Origin of the sequence: Janthinobacterium sp. DSP2-3-3 (assembly GCF_049897325.1) — a bacterium.
Classification (GTDB): Bacteria; Pseudomonadota; Gammaproteobacteria; order Burkholderiales; family Burkholderiaceae_D; genus Janthinobacterium.
In genome coordinates this window covers 686,235-699,798 of record NZ_JAFCWA010000001.1, presented here as the reverse complement: position 1 = coordinate 699,798, position 13,564 = coordinate 686,235, and the positions used below count along the sequence as shown (strand labels likewise).

12 protein-coding genes are annotated in these 13,564 nt (G+C 64.3%); 5 read left to right on the top strand and 7 right to left on the bottom strand.

All coding sequences use genetic code 11. The features are described 5' to 3' along the window. Window positions 1-168 precede the first annotated feature (168 nt). Together ACP7DE_RS03455 and ACP7DE_RS03450 are read left to right on the top strand one after the other, a co-directional pair. A complete protein-coding gene (locus ACP7DE_RS03455; RefSeq protein WP_426070746.1) occupies window positions 169-852 on the top strand; it encodes an RNA polymerase sigma factor in 684 nt (227 codons plus the stop codon). Window positions 853-1,151: 299 nt separating this feature from the next. Beyond that, window positions 1,152-3,164 carry a S9 family peptidase gene (locus ACP7DE_RS03450; protein WP_426070745.1) on the top strand — a complete coding sequence of 671 codons (2,013 nt, stop codon included), beginning with the start codon at window positions 1,152-1,154 and terminating at the stop codon, window positions 3,162-3,164. A 220-nt stretch (window positions 3,165-3,384) separates the two neighbouring features. Here ACP7DE_RS03450 and ACP7DE_RS03445 read toward each other — a convergent pair whose 3' ends face one another. From ACP7DE_RS03445 to ACP7DE_RS03415, 7 genes are all read right to left on the bottom strand, one after another. Next, window positions 3,385-4,413, bottom strand: a complete 1,029-nt coding sequence (locus ACP7DE_RS03445; protein WP_426070744.1) for an acyl-CoA dehydrogenase — start codon at window positions 4,411-4,413, stop codon at window positions 3,385-3,387. 160 nt (window positions 4,414-4,573) lie between these two features. Next, the gene (locus ACP7DE_RS03440) at window positions 4,574-5,194 is read right to left on the bottom strand and encodes a hypothetical protein (RefSeq protein ID WP_426070743.1); all 621 of its coding nucleotides are present in this window, start codon (window positions 5,192-5,194) and stop codon (window positions 4,574-4,576) included. Window positions 5,195-5,332: 138 nt separating this feature from the next. Next, window positions 5,333-5,593, bottom strand: a complete 261-nt coding sequence (locus ACP7DE_RS03435) for a hypothetical protein (protein WP_426070742.1) — start codon at window positions 5,591-5,593, stop codon at window positions 5,333-5,335. A 438-nt stretch (window positions 5,594-6,031) separates the two neighbouring features. Then, on the bottom strand, window positions 6,032-8,110 hold the full coding sequence (locus ACP7DE_RS03430; RefSeq protein ID WP_426070741.1) for a methyl-accepting chemotaxis protein: 2,079 nt from the start codon (window positions 8,108-8,110) through the stop codon (window positions 6,032-6,034). 56 nt (window positions 8,111-8,166) lie between these two features. Further along, window positions 8,167-8,958, bottom strand: a complete 792-nt coding sequence (locus tag ACP7DE_RS03425) for a TorF family putative porin (protein WP_426070740.1) — start codon at window positions 8,956-8,958, stop codon at window positions 8,167-8,169. Between the two features lie 241 nt (window positions 8,959-9,199). Next, window positions 9,200-9,613, bottom strand: coding sequence for a hypothetical protein (locus ACP7DE_RS03420; protein WP_426070739.1), 414 nt, complete (start codon window positions 9,611-9,613; stop codon window positions 9,200-9,202). 83 nt (window positions 9,614-9,696) lie between these two features. After that, on the bottom strand, window positions 9,697-10,395 hold the full coding sequence (locus ACP7DE_RS03415; RefSeq protein WP_426070738.1) for a FadR/GntR family transcriptional regulator: 699 nt from the start codon (window positions 10,393-10,395) through the stop codon (window positions 9,697-9,699). A gap of 151 nt (window positions 10,396-10,546) precedes the next feature. On the opposite strand from ACP7DE_RS03415, the gene ACP7DE_RS03410 reads away from it, so the two are divergent. Genes ACP7DE_RS03410 through ACP7DE_RS03400 form a run of 3 tightly spaced genes read left to right on the top strand, consistent with a single transcriptional unit; the run spans window position 10,547 to window position 13,523 of the window. Further along, window positions 10,547-11,368: a (Fe-S)-binding protein gene (locus tag ACP7DE_RS03410; RefSeq protein WP_426070737.1), complete on the top strand. Its 822-nt coding sequence runs from the start codon at window positions 10,547-10,549 to the stop codon at window positions 11,366-11,368. Next, window positions 11,365-12,081 carry a LutC/YkgG family protein gene (locus tag ACP7DE_RS03405; protein WP_426070736.1) on the top strand — a complete coding sequence of 239 codons (717 nt, stop codon included), beginning with the start codon at window positions 11,365-11,367 and terminating at the stop codon, window positions 12,079-12,081. Before ACP7DE_RS03410 ends, ACP7DE_RS03405 begins: the two co-directional genes overlap by 4 nt. Beyond that, the gene (locus tag ACP7DE_RS03400; protein ID WP_426070735.1) at window positions 12,078-13,523 is read left to right on the top strand and encodes a LutB/LldF family L-lactate oxidation iron-sulfur protein; all 1,446 of its coding nucleotides are present in this window, start codon (window positions 12,078-12,080) and stop codon (window positions 13,521-13,523) included. Before ACP7DE_RS03405 ends, ACP7DE_RS03400 begins: the two co-directional genes overlap by 4 nt. Window positions 13,524-13,564 lie beyond the last annotated feature (41 nt).

Sequence of the window (13,564 nt, the reverse complement as noted above, 5' to 3'; positions counted from 1 at the left end):
CCAGTGGCATGCAGCGGCATGACCCACCTGTTACCTGCCCGTGCAGGGAGCAGGATGGGGCGCTCCATGCACTCGTTTTGCATAGGTCGCTGTTTCCCCCTTTGCTGCTGACGTTGCGCTGCTCTCAGGGCTGCGCGGCTTGCGGAAGAACACCGAGGTATACCCGTCATGAACCCGAGTACCCTGGATGGCTTGAAGGCGTCCAATGTTGCCGATGAGATCATCGGAGACTCATTCAGCGAGACCGGTCACGGCATCGTGCTGGGCGATTTTCTGGCGGTGAACTACGCCCGCCTGCATCGCCGATTGTTGCGCAATCTCGGTTGTCCCGACCTGGCCAGTGACTGTCTGCACGACGCCTGGCTACGATTGGCGGGCACGAGCGTCCCTGTGTTCGTGCAAAACCCGAACGCCTATGTCTACCGGGTAGCTTGCAACGTCGCGATGGATCAGCTGCGCGGCACGCGCTCCTCGCAGCACGACGATGAGGCTGCAATCGAGGATCTGACTGACCCGGCCCCCGGTCCGGACCTCATTGCTTCGGCCCGCTCCGATCTGGCCGCAGTCGAGCGCGCGATGCAGCGCATGCCGTATCGGCACCGTTCTGTTCTGGTTGCCCTGAGGATCGAAGAAAAGACGCGCCAGGAAGTCGCGGACGAGTATCAGGTTTCCCTGACCAGCATCGATACGATGCTGCGCCAGGCTCTGGATCACTGTGTCCAGGAAACCGGGCAGAATGCGATCGGGGGGATCAGCCAGTCCCGGCGCGGTTTCTCGCGCCGCTGGCAGGCCAAGGTGCTCGCCGCAGAGCCCACTGCGATGGCGCGCGAACGAAGCTGCATCCGGCACTGACAAGCAGGGCACGGCATTCATGGCGCCGAGGGCATCTTCTGTGCGCCTACAGCAGGGGAAACGGCGACACGTGCCTGCTTGGGCTTGACCTGCGTACAGGCACGAGCGAGGCCGGTGGCATTTGCTAGTCGCGCTCGCGTCAGTGACTTGACGGACCTGTCAGCCCCCGTTTTCGCCATTCTATCCCCCGATTTCCGTCCCCTGTCGCTGTAATCAACCTGGCGATACCGCTTTGGCCTATGATTTACTGGCACATGCACGTGTGAAGTTTCCCTTCATTCATTAACCATGAGGTGTCCATGATTCGCTATGTCCTGCCTGTCCTGTTGTTCGCCAGCGTACTGCCGGCGCACGCGCAAGCCCCTGTCAAGGAAACGCCGCTGATCGAGCGGGCCAAACTGTTTGGCAATCCCAGCAAGTCCGGTGGCAAGCTCAGTCCCGATGGACGGTGGCTGTCGTGGATCGCACCGCGCGATGGCGTGCTCAATGTGTGGGTGGCGCCGGCCAGCGACCTGGCGCAGGCGCGCCCTCTCACCGAAGAGAAGGTGCGGCCCATCCGCAGCAGCTTCTGGTCGCCCGATTCGAAAACCCTGCTGTTCATCCAGGACAAGGGTGGCGATGAGAATTTTCTGCTGTACGGCGTGAATGTGGCAAGCGGCAAGCAGGTCAGTTACACACCGTTCGAGAAGACCCGCGTGCGGATCGTCCAGATCAGCAGCAAGGTCAAGGACCGCATCCTCATCGGTGTCAATAACCGCGATGCGCGCTGGCATGATGTGTACAGCCTGGACCTGGCTAGCGGCAAGCTGACCCTGGTACAGCAGAACGATGGCTATGGTGGCTACCTGGCCGATGAACTGCTCAACTTGCGCATCGCCAGCAAGGCGCGCACCGATGGCGGCATGCAGTATTTCCGCCTGAAGGAGGGCAAGGTCGAGAGCACGCCGCTGGTCGAAGTCGACCTGGAAGACTCGCAGACCACGGCGCCGCTGGCCTTCACGGTCGATGGCAAGACCTTGTACTGGACCGATTCGCGCGGCCGCAATACCTCGGCGCTGCTGGCGCAGGACGTGGCCAGCGGCAAGAGCACGCTGGTGGCGCAAGACCCGCGTGCCGATATCGCCGATGCGCTGTACGACACGCGCACGGGGCGGGTGCAAGCTTATACGGTCAATTATTTGCGGCAGGAATACCTGCCGCTGGCGGACGACCTGAAGGCCGACCTGGCCTTCCTGAAGAAAAACACCCAGGGTCAGTTCACGGTGACTTCGCGCACGGATGCCGACGACAAGTGGCTGGTGAGCGTCGACGCCGTCACGGCGCCGTTATCGAGCTGGCTGTACGAGCGCAAGACCAAAAAGCTCACGCGGCTGTACGTGACGCGCCCGGAACTGGAAGGCGCGCCGCTGGTGCCCATGTATCCGCAGCAAATCAAGGCGCGCGATGGCCTGACTCTGGTGTCTTACCTCACCTTGCCGCAGGCGTCGAAGGCGAATGCCGGCGGCGTGCCATCGCAGGCGGTGCCGATGGTGCTGCTGGTGCACGGCGGCCCGTGGGCGCGCGATACGTATGGCTACAACGGTTACCACCAGTGGCTGGCCAACCGGGGCTATGCGGTGCTGTCGGTGAATTACCGTGGTTCGACGGGCTTCGGCAAGCAATTCATCTCGGCCGGCGACCTGCAGTGGGGCCGCAAGATGCATGACGACTTGCTCGATGCCGTGCAATGGGCCGTAAAGAGCGGCGTGACCAGCGCCGACAAGGTGGCCATCATGGGCGGCTCGTACGGCGGCTATGCCACCCTGGCCGGTATGGCGTTCACGCCGACGACCTTTGCCTGCGGCGTTGACATCGTCGGCCCGTCGAACCTGTTCACCCTGCTGCAAACCATTCCGCCGTATTGGGAAGCGGGCAAGCAGCAGTTCTACAAACGCATGGGCGACCCGACCACGGAAGAAGGCAGGGCGCTGCTGAAAGAGCGTTCGCCGCTGAACTTTGCGCAGAATATCCAGCGCCCGCTGCTGATCGGCCAGGGGGCGAACGACCCGCGCGTGAACGTGGCTGAATCGGACCAGATCGTGGCGGCCATGGCGGCGAAGAATATCCCCGTCACGTATGTGCTGTTCCCCGACGAAGGGCATGGCTTTGCCCGGCCCGTGAACAACATCGCCTTCAATGCGGTGACGGAAAACTTCCTGGGCCTGTGCCTGACTGGCCGCGCGGAACCGATCGGCGCCACGCTGAAGGCGTCCACCGCGCAGGTCAAGCACGGTGCCGAGTATGCGCCGGGTTTGCTGGAGGCGATGCGCTAAGAGCCTATCCCATTAGTGAGCGTCTTCTGCTGCAAGTTCATCAGGAGCGCGGACAAGGCGTGAGGAGGACGCGTGGCGAGCCACGCGACGACGAGCAACGCAGTCCCCGCTTCTGAGGGACGACAGCGGAGGATGTATTCATCTACTGGGATAGGCGCTAAGCACTGCACGCTGGAGGCAGGCCTACGCAGCTTCCTTTTCAGCTGTTCCTGGCGCGCCGTCAAAGCGCCCAGGGATGTTCTTCGGCGCCGGCGACGATGCCGCCCAGCATGGCTTGATCGCGTTCGGCATGGCTTTGGCGCAGGAATACGGGCAGGTTGGCCACCAGGCGCGCGAAGCGGGCATCGCGGCACAGGGGACCGGCGCCCAGCGCACGCGTGGCCAGGTGCAGGACTTGCGTGGCGGCGTCTTCTACCGTCAGGCGCAGGCGTAGCGCCAGGGCTGTCGCATCGCTTTGCGGATGTCTGTCGATCTCGGCGGCGCCTTCGCGCAGCAGCGCGCTGGCGGCGCGCAGCGCACAGTCGATTTGCCCCAGTTGCGCCAGGCGGACGGGATCGGGGGCGGCGTGCTGCGCGCGCGCATGCAGGTGGCTGGCGACGGCGCAGGCCGCGCCATACCAGGCGGCCGCGATGCCGGCGCCGCCATGCCAGAAGCCGGGGCGCTGCAGATACGCGCCCGGCGCGCCCACGGGAAAGGCCCGCGCGCCGGAAAAGGTCACATCGACGCTGGCGCAGGCGAGCATGCCGACGGCATGCCAGCCTTCATCCGTAACGTGCACTCCCGGCTGCGACAGGGCCACGCAGGCCAGGCAAGCCTGGCCGTGCTCATTCCAGCAACTGATCAAGGCATGGCTGAGTCCATTCGCCCCGCAGCACCAAGCCTTGCGGCCATCGAGCACATAGCGGCCATCGGCCGCCTGCTGCAACTGCACGCGCGCGTCCGGCATGTCCGCGCACCAGACACCCCAGCTGCTGCTGGCCGGCACGCCGGGACCGTCGATTTCCGCCAGGATGGCCAGCGCATCGGTATGGCCCTCATACAGCTTGAGCAGGGAGAGATCGATGGCGGCAATGGCAGCCAGCATTTGCCAGCGCAGCAGGGTGGCGCCGTGGCCGGGCAGGGGTAATTGGTCCAGCCCCGCGTCGCGCAGACGCCGTAAGCCTTCGATGGGGTGGAAAGCGCGGTCCTGCGGCTGCAGCAGGGCATCCAGTGCAGCGTGGGAGGGCAGGGGTAAGGTATGCTGCGACATGGCAAGCTCCTGTTTTTTAACAGAATAGCTTTGTATTTTCGCAATGTATGTTCGATTCTGCACATACACCCGCTAACGGCCTCGCGTCTAAGCAGCGACGGGCGAGAAGATGCGGCTGCGACAACTGCAGGGCCGGGCAGCCCCGCAGCAGATCATGCGCTTACTTTTTCACGTAGTGCATGTCCAGCACATAGACGCCCTTGTCCAGCATCACCGTGTACAGTTCGTTGCCGCGCAAGGACAGGCCGCCTGGGATGCTTTGTGCAGCTTGCATGCCTTCGTCCCACAGGCACGATTCACCTTTATCCACCTCGACGCACCACTGCTGCTGGTTTGCTCGCAGCACATATTTCACGTTAGCGCCGGTCCTCTGGAAGGCATAAGCCGGGACCGACGAGGTGATCTTGTCGACGCGCAAGCTCGTTGCCACGGCGTTTTCCGCCAGCTTGATCAGCATGTCGGCAGTGCCGTCCGGCTTGCCGGTGATCTTTGCGCTCATGCTGTCTGTGGCGACCACGGGGCCGGAGCAATCGGCCTTGAAGTAGGTCTCGCCGGTCGGCGTCAGTTCCAGCGAACCGCTGCCGTCGCTCTTGAGCGCGATGACCAGCGATTGACGGTCGTGATCGTCGCAGGCCGACTGCCATGTGCCGACATACGCGGCCAGCGGCGAGGCGTTGCCGGTATCGCCGGCAAGCTGTTGTGTCGTGCCACTGCCACCGCCACCGCAGCCGCTCAAGAGTGTCGCGGCCGAGCCGGCCAATACTGCCAATAATTTTTTCATTCAGAATCCTTTTCATCCGGCAGCGATGCGTGCCGTCAACGCGGCCTGATTATAGGAGTATTAACAGGGGGCAATTCTCACCGAATCTATCGGCGACTTGATTTGGATCAATATCTTTCCCAAGAGGACTATATGCAGTCAGGTGGACACGAGCAGATACAGCTTGTCGCCTTGCAGATACATGCCACCCGTTTGCGTCATGGCGGGGACCGGTCCCCGGTCAGCGGCGCAGAAACCCGGCTTGTCCGGGTGAGTGATGCACCAGGCCCGCTGCCCCAGTTCGACGCAATAGCTCAGGTCCTTGCCGGTGAAGACGCTCGTATAGGCGGGACTGCTGATGGTAATTTTGTCAATGTGGGTGGCGTTCGTGGCGCCAGCAGGGCTGAGTTGGACCTGCACCTCGCACGTGTTGCCATCGCTAACGGTGGATGTGACAGTGGGGCTTGGGTGGCAAATGGCGCGCCGGAGCAGTTTGCGGTCTCGAAGTGCTCAATCTTGTCGGTGATCTCCAGGCTGTCATCGGCTTTGCGGGTGATGGCCATCGTCTCGAGCGCCTTGTCCTGGCACGGAGTCTGCCAGCTGCCCGCATACACGGACAGGGGCGCTGCGGCTTGTTCGGCAGGAGGGGGAGAGCCACCGCCGCAAGCGGCCAGCAGTGTGGAAGATGTAAGTACTGTGAGGGTTTTTTCAGGTGTTTCCAATAATCGGCAAAGTGGCGTGCCAGAGGCGCGCCAGATTATACGAAATATTTTTCTGTGGAAACCTGCGAAAACTCACCATGTTGCTGCGCCGCCCGCAAAGAGGGAATCTTTGCGGGTTAGCGTCGCCTTACTCCGCTTAAAATTCTTCCCAGTCATCGCCGGTCACTGCCTTGGCGGGCGCGTGCTGTGCTGCTTGCGGCTTGGCGACGCTCAGACGCTTGGCTGGCACGGGTGTTTTTGGCGGCGCGGCGCGCGGCGTTGCCACGCTTGCTGCGGGTGTCGTCTGGCGCACCTGCTCGCCCAGCTTGAAGACGCTGACCACCTGGGCCAGATGGCTGGCCTGGTCTTGCAGGCTTTCGGCGGCGGCCGCCGCTTCCTCGACCAGGGCCGCGTTTTGTTGCGTCACGCCATCCATTTGCGCCAGCGCCTGATTGACCTGGGCGATGCCGTCGCTTTGCTCGGTGGTGGCGACGCTGATGTCGGCCATGATGGCGGTGACCTTGCGCACGCTGTCGACTACCTGCTCCATGGTGGCGCCCGCTTCATCGACGAGCTTGCTGCCGGCGGCCACCTTGCCCACGGAATCGTCGATCAGCAGCTTGATTTCCTTGGCCGCCGCGGCCGAGCGCTGCGCCAGGTTGCGTACTTCCGTTGCGACGACGGCAAATCCGCGTCCCTGTTCGCCCGCGCGCGCCGCTTCCACGGCCGCGTTCAGGGCCAGGATATTCGTCTGGAAGGCGATGCCGTCAATCACGCTGATGATGTCGACGATCTTGTTCGACGAGTCGTTGATCGACGTCATCGTGGCGATGACCTTGCCGACCACTTCGCCGCTCTTTTGCGCCACGCTGGACGCGGAGGCCGCCAATTGATTGGCCTGGCGCGCATGGTCGGCGTTTTCCTTGACCGTGCCCGTCAGCTCTTCCACTGAAGCGGCCGTCTCTTCCAGCGAGCTGGCTTGCTGCTCCGTGCGGGCCGACAGGTCGTTATTGCCTTGTGCAATTTCCGCGCTGGCGCGGGCCACATTGTCGGCGCTGGCCTGCACTTGCAGCAGCACGGCGTGGATCTTTTCCACGAACTGGTTAAAACCCTTGCCGATGATGGCCAGCTCGTCGGTGCCCTTGACTTCCAGCTTGACGCGCAGGTCGGCGTCGCCGCTGGACAGGTCCGTCATGGTGCGGCCCAGGGTGCGCAGGGGGCGCGTCAGCTGGTTGACGACGAGGATCAGGATGCCGGCCGTGGCCGCCGCGCACAGCAGGGCGACGATCAGGGTGTAGATCATCAGCTCGCGCGCCGAGGCGATGGCCACGCTTTTCGGGAAGTTCAATTCCACGCTCCAGGGCGCGATATCAGGGTGGATCTGCAGCGGCTGCAGCAAATGGATGTAGCCCTGGCCATCCTCGTACTCATACGGCTGGCCCTGGCGTACCTTTTCCAGGCCGGCCGCAGGTACGTCGTCGGCCTTCTTGCCCAGCCGTTCAGGCACGGGATGGCTGGCGTACAGGCCGCCGTTCGAGATCAGGGCCAGCTTGCCACCCTCGATCACTTTCAGGTCGGCCAGGATTTTCGCCAGGCGCGTGAGCATGAAGTCGGCGCTGGCCACGCCCTTGAAGCTGCCCTCGATCATGATGGGGGCGACAAGCGAGGCCATCAGTACATCCTTGCCGTCAACGGGGTAGATGTACGGTTCCGTAAAGAAGGTTTTTCCCGTGCGCTTGGGCACGTCATACCAGTCGTTGGCGCCCGGTTTCGGGTCGAAGACGATGGGTTCGACTTGCAACTTGCCGCCGGCGCCCCGCGTCCAGTAGGGCATGAAGCGGCCGCTGGCATCGTAGTGCGGCTTCTGGTTGGCAAATTCCGCATCCTTGCCGTCGAGCGCGTTCGGCTCCCACGTCACGGCCGCGCCCAGCAAGTCTTCCGAACTGCTCAGGGTGGCCTTGGTCAGTTCATTGATCTGCTCGCGCTGCAGGGGCAGGCTGGCGCTTTTGGTGCCGCGCATGGCGCCGGCCAGGCTGCTGACACTGGCCAGGTTGCTGGCGATGCGTGCCTGCAAGGCGCCAGCCACTTCGCGTGCCGAGGTGTGTGCCAGTGCCAAAGCGGCCGCCTCGGCGCTGGCGCTGCTCTTGTAGCCGATCACCGCCGCCGTGACGCCCAGGCTGAGGACGGCGAGCGCGGTGGCGGCGACGCAGATTTTGCTGTTGAGAGAAAGTTGCATGGTGCTGTTCCTTGATGGGGAGTATATCGGTGTCATGGGCGGCGCGCGTGGCGCACCTAGAACGTCTTGCTGACGGCCACGACCAGCGTGGTCGCGGCGGGGTTCGAGGTGTCGAACTGGCCGGCAGCATTCGGGATGCCCAGCGTGTAATGGTCGTAGGCGTCGGTCGCACCCCAGGCGCGCGTCACGGCAGCGCTGGCGCTCCAGCCGCCGTCGAAGGCCCTGGTGACCCCGACCTTGGCGTCGCGCCAGTTCCAGATGGCATTGCCGGCGCCCGCCACCCGGCCATTGCCTGCGTGCAGATTCAAGGTCCAGGCATTGCCCAGGTCGACATTCGCGCCAACGTCCAGGTAGCCCGTGCCGCGCGCATTCGTGATGCCGAAAAAGTCCCGCGTCACGGTATGGTTGTACTTGGCGTACAGCATCTTGTAGCTCAGGCCCAGCGACAGTTCGCCATAGTCGTACTTGACGCTCGTGGCGCGGTAGATCGCACCCGGATACTTGTAGTAATACGCCAGCACGCTATAGCCCAGCTCGCCCACCGTGCCGCTGTAGCCGCCATACAGGTCCCATTCGATGCTGGCGTCTTCGATATAGCGGTCGCTGACGGTGGAAAGCCAGGTCCCCAGCGACCATCCGCTGGGGTGCGCGTAGTCGGCACCGGCTTGCAGCGCGGGTTTGCCCCAGGTCTGGCGAAAGCCGCGCGAAATGTATTGCGAGGTGATGCTGGCATTGGCGCTGAAGGTGGCGGCAGTGTTGTCCGTGGTCTGCGCCTGCACGGGCAGGGCTGCCAGCAAGAAGACGCAGCCCAGCAAGGATGTTGCAGGAAAATGGTAGTGCGATGGCATGGCAGTCAGCTCCGTATTTGCTGGCAGCGGCCGTCCAGGCACGTTGCCTTGATGGTTGCAATAAATAAATGCGGAATGGACTTTGCGCAAGCAAGGCGACACCGTCTGCATGCTCACAGGAACATGCACACATTCTCACCAAACGTAACTGAAAGGATAGGGGTTAGGGCTAGTGGAAGTCAACAAAGTTGCGTTGCGGAAATCGTAAGTTGTTGTTTCCTGGCACTTTTTCATGCGTCTGTCACGTTCTCGGCGCGCCACGGCTGGCTGCCTGTTGCAAGCTGGCCAGCAAGCGGGGCAGGGCCGCATGCAGGGCAGGCAGGTCGCCAGCCTGTAGCTCGGCTTGCATTTCCACCAGGCCCGATGGCTGGCCCCAGACGACCTGTGCGCTCAGCTGGGCGCCGGCGTCGAGCCCCGTGACGCTGACCAGCAGGGCGACTTCTTCCGGGGCATCTTCGGACACCGCTTCGAGCAGGCAGGAAATGCCGAAATGATAGTCCTGGAAAGCGCTGGCCGTGCCGCTGGAAAAGGCGAACACAGAGGCGAGCACCTGCGGCGCAGCGGCCGCAAGTGGCGGCAGGGCGGCGCGGAACAGGGGCAGCAAGTCGTTTTCCAGCTGAAGCACCAGCGGATGAGTGTGGCTCAGGACGTTCATGTGAGGATGAAGTAAGTGGCGGCGCGCGATGGTAGCAGTTTTTTGCCGCCATGGTGCTCATGCACTGGTCCTACCAATGGCCCTTATTCGTCGCTGGTGACGCGCGCGCGCACGAAATCGATGTGGCCTTGCATGGCCGTGCGCGCTTCCTCGGGCTGGCTGGCGCAGATGGCCTCGCACAGGGTGCGGTGCTGCGACAGCAGGTGCAGCGAGGTCGCCTCGTCTTGCTGGCGCAAGCCCGTGCCATTGAGGGTGATGTGTTCGCGCAGCATACCGATAATGCTGGTGTGCAAGTGCAAAAACATGGTGTTGTGCGACGCTTGCGCGATGACTTCATGCAGCCTGGCATCGGCCTGCGCCTCGCCGTGCTTGTCGTCGCTGGCGCGCGCCTGTTCCAGCTCGGCCAGCAGCGCCATGATTTGTGCGCGCTCGCCGCTGTTGGCCCGCTGCGCCGCAAAGTAGGCCGTCGCCCCTTCCAGCACGCGGCGAAATTCCAGAATGTCGTCGCGCAGGGCGGGATGGTCGGCCACCAGTTGGCTCCATGGCGAAGCCATGCCGGTGCGCAATTGATCCGTCACAAAGACGCCGGCGCCGCGCCGGCTGCGCACCAGGCCCCGTGCCGCCAGCCGCTGCACCGCTTCGCGCACGGTATTGCGCGAGACCCCATATTGCAGCGCCAGCAGGCGCTCGGCCGGCAGCTGCGCGCCCGCCGGCAAGCTGCCGTCCAGCAGGGCGGTTTCCAGTCTGCGCATCACCGTTTCGACCCTGCCCCGCGTTTGCATGCCTGTCGCCATCGCTGTCTTTCGGTGTTGTTTTAAAGTGGTCCGAGCAATTTGAAGTGGCTCGCGGAAGCTGGAATTATGCGTGAACCAGTCATTCTTAACAACACACAGCGGCGCCGCAGCCACACACAGAGCGCCGGGAGACACACGCATGCAGCCAGACCCGCGCCAGCCGCCTCACGTACCGAACCGTGCACCACGCCGCTACCCGCCCGCACCGCTCCAGGTGTATCTGTTCGCCACTTGCCTGGTGGACCTGTTCGTGCCGCAGGCGGGACTCGACGCGGTGCGCCTGCTGGAACGGGAAGGCTTGCTGGTGCATTATCCGCGTGGCCAGAGCTGCTGCGGCCAGCCCGCCTACAGCAGCGGCAACCCGGAACAGGCGCGTGCCGTGGCGCGCGCCCAGCTCGATCTGTTTGCGCAGCCTTGGCCCGTGATCGTGCCGTCTGGCTCCTGCGCCGGCATGATGCGCCACCACTGGCCGCAGCTGTTCCAGGATGACCCCGTGGCCGGTCCCAAGGCATTGGAGCTGGCAGAACGCGTGTATGAACTGAGCGAATTTCTCGTCTGCGTGCTGAAACTCGACCTGGCCGGCCTGGCCCTGGCCGACCCCGGGCAGGCCGATGAACATGTGGTGCTGCATACCTCGTGCGGCGCGCGCCGCGAGATGGGCACGCGAGTCCATGGCGTGGCGCTGCTCGACGCCTTGCCCGGCGTGACGCGCATCGAGCATCAGCGCGAATCCGAATGCTGCGGCTTCGGCGGTACGTTTTCATTGAAACATCCGGATATTTCCGGCGCCATGGTCAGCGACAAGATCGCCTCCGCCTGCGCCACGGGCTGCGACCGGCTCGTCTCGGCCGACTGCGGCTGCCTGCTCAATATCGGCCACGCCGCGCAGCACCAGGGCGCGCCGCTGCCCGTCGAGCACCTGGCCAGCTTCTTGTGGCGCCGCACGGGAGGTGCGCCATGAGTACGGCATTGACTGCCCGCGAACGCATGCTGGGGCGTCTGCGCGCCGCGGCGCCGTCCGCGCCTGAGGCGGTGGAGGTCGTCGACGTCGCTATCGACAATCACTACCTGGCGCGCCGCGCGCAAGCGCCGCTGTCGTCACTGGGTGCGATAGCCGCCATGCAGGCAGCCTTGCGCGTCGCGCATGCCGATGTCGATTGCGTCAGCGGCGATGCCTGGCCCGCCTTGCTGGCGCAGCGCCTGGGTGCGCACGGCGCGCGCCGTTTGCTGCTCGATACCGGCAACGCCGAAGGCCAGGCCTTGCGCGCTGCCTTGCCGCCCAAGGTGGAAGCGCTGTCTTTTGAACGTCCGCTGGCGCAGTGGAAGGGCGAATTGTTCGATACCGTCGATGCCGGCTTTACCGTCGCCCGTTCGGGCATCGCCGCCACGGGCACCCTGGTCATCGCGCCCGACGCGGCCACGCCGCGCACGGTGTCGCTGGCGCCGCCCTTGCACATTTGCCTGGTGTATGCGAGCACCCTGCACGCGGACTTGCACGCGGCGGCGCGCGCCGAGCGCTGGGCGGACGGCATGCCGTCCAATCTGGCGCTGGTGTCGGGTCCCTCGAAAACCTCCGACATCCAGCAAACCCTGGCGTATGGCGCGCACGGTCCGCGCTGGCTGTGGGTGCTGATCGTCGATGACTTGTCAGCCCATGAAGGAGGCCAGCCATGAACGCCAAGCCCATGCAATTCGTCACGCCGGCGGACTTCCATGCGCGCGCCCGCGCCGCGCTGGACGACCCGAAACTGCGCCAGAGTTTTCGCGGCGCCATGGATTTCTTGCAGGACAAGCGCAGCGCCCAGTTCCCCGACGGCGACGAGCTGGAACGCCTGCGCGACATCGGCGAAGCCGTGCGCCAGCACGCGCTGGCGCGTTTGCCCGATTTGCTGGTGCAGCTGGAAGACAAGCTGACAGCGGCGGGCGTGCAGGTGCACTGGGCCGAGGATGGCGAGCAAGCCAACGCCATCATCCACGCCATCGCCGAAAGGAACCACGCGACGCGCTTCATCAAGGGCAAGTCGATGGCCAGCGAGGAAATCGAGCTCAATCACTACCTGGAAGCGCGCGGCATGACGTGCCTGGAGTCGGACATGGGCGAATACATCGTGCAGCTGGCCGGCGAAAAGCCGTCGCACATCGTCATGCCGGCGATCCACAAGACCAAGGCGGACATCGCCGGCCTGTTCGCCGAGCACATTCCCGATACGCCCTACACGGAAGACGTCGACAGTCTGATCCAGACGGGCCGGCGCGCCTTGCGCCAAGCCTTCGTCGAGGCCGACATCGGCCTGTCGGGCGTGAACTTCGCGGCCGCCGACACGGGCACCCTGTGGCTGGTGGAAAACGAGGGCAATGGCCGTTTGACGACGTCCGTGCCCGAGGTCCACATCGCCATCATGGGCATGGAAAAAGTGGTGGCCAAGCTGGAACACATCGTGCCGCTGGCCAGCCTCTTGACGCGTTCGGCGACGGGACAGGCCATCACCACCTATTTCAACCTGATTTCGGGGCCGCGCCGCGCGGGCGAAAAGGATGGGCCGCGCGAAGTGCACTTGGTCTTGCTCGATAACGGCCGCAGCCAGGCCTACGCGGACGAGCAGCTGCGCGCCACCCTGCAATGCATACGCTGCGGCGCCTGCATGAACCACTGCCCAGTCTATACGCGCATCGGCGGCCACGCCTACGGCACCACGTATCCGGGGCCGATCGGCAAGATCATTTCGCCGCATCTGCTGGGGCTCGATGCGACGGCCGACCTGGCCACCGCGTCCAGCCTGTGCGGCGCCTGCGGCGAAGTATGCCCCGTGCGCATCCCGATTCCGCAACTGCTGGTGCGCCTGCGCACGGAAGCCAACCGTAATCCGGCAGAGCAGGTTGCGCATCCGCTGCGCGGCCAGGGCGCCAAGTTCAGCCGCGGTGAAAGCCTGATCTGGCGCTTCTGGAGCGGCGCCTTTGCGCGTCCGGCCAGCTACCGTTTGTTCCGCTGGGCCGCCACGCGGCTGCGGATGCTGACGCCGCGCGCGCAACTGGGCTGGACGCAGCACCGCAAGCCGTTGACGCCGGCGCCGCGCAGCCTGGCCGACTTGCTCAATGCACGCGGGCAGGAGGAATAGCCAGGCCCGGCAGCACCGCTGCACCGCAAAAACACGCTACA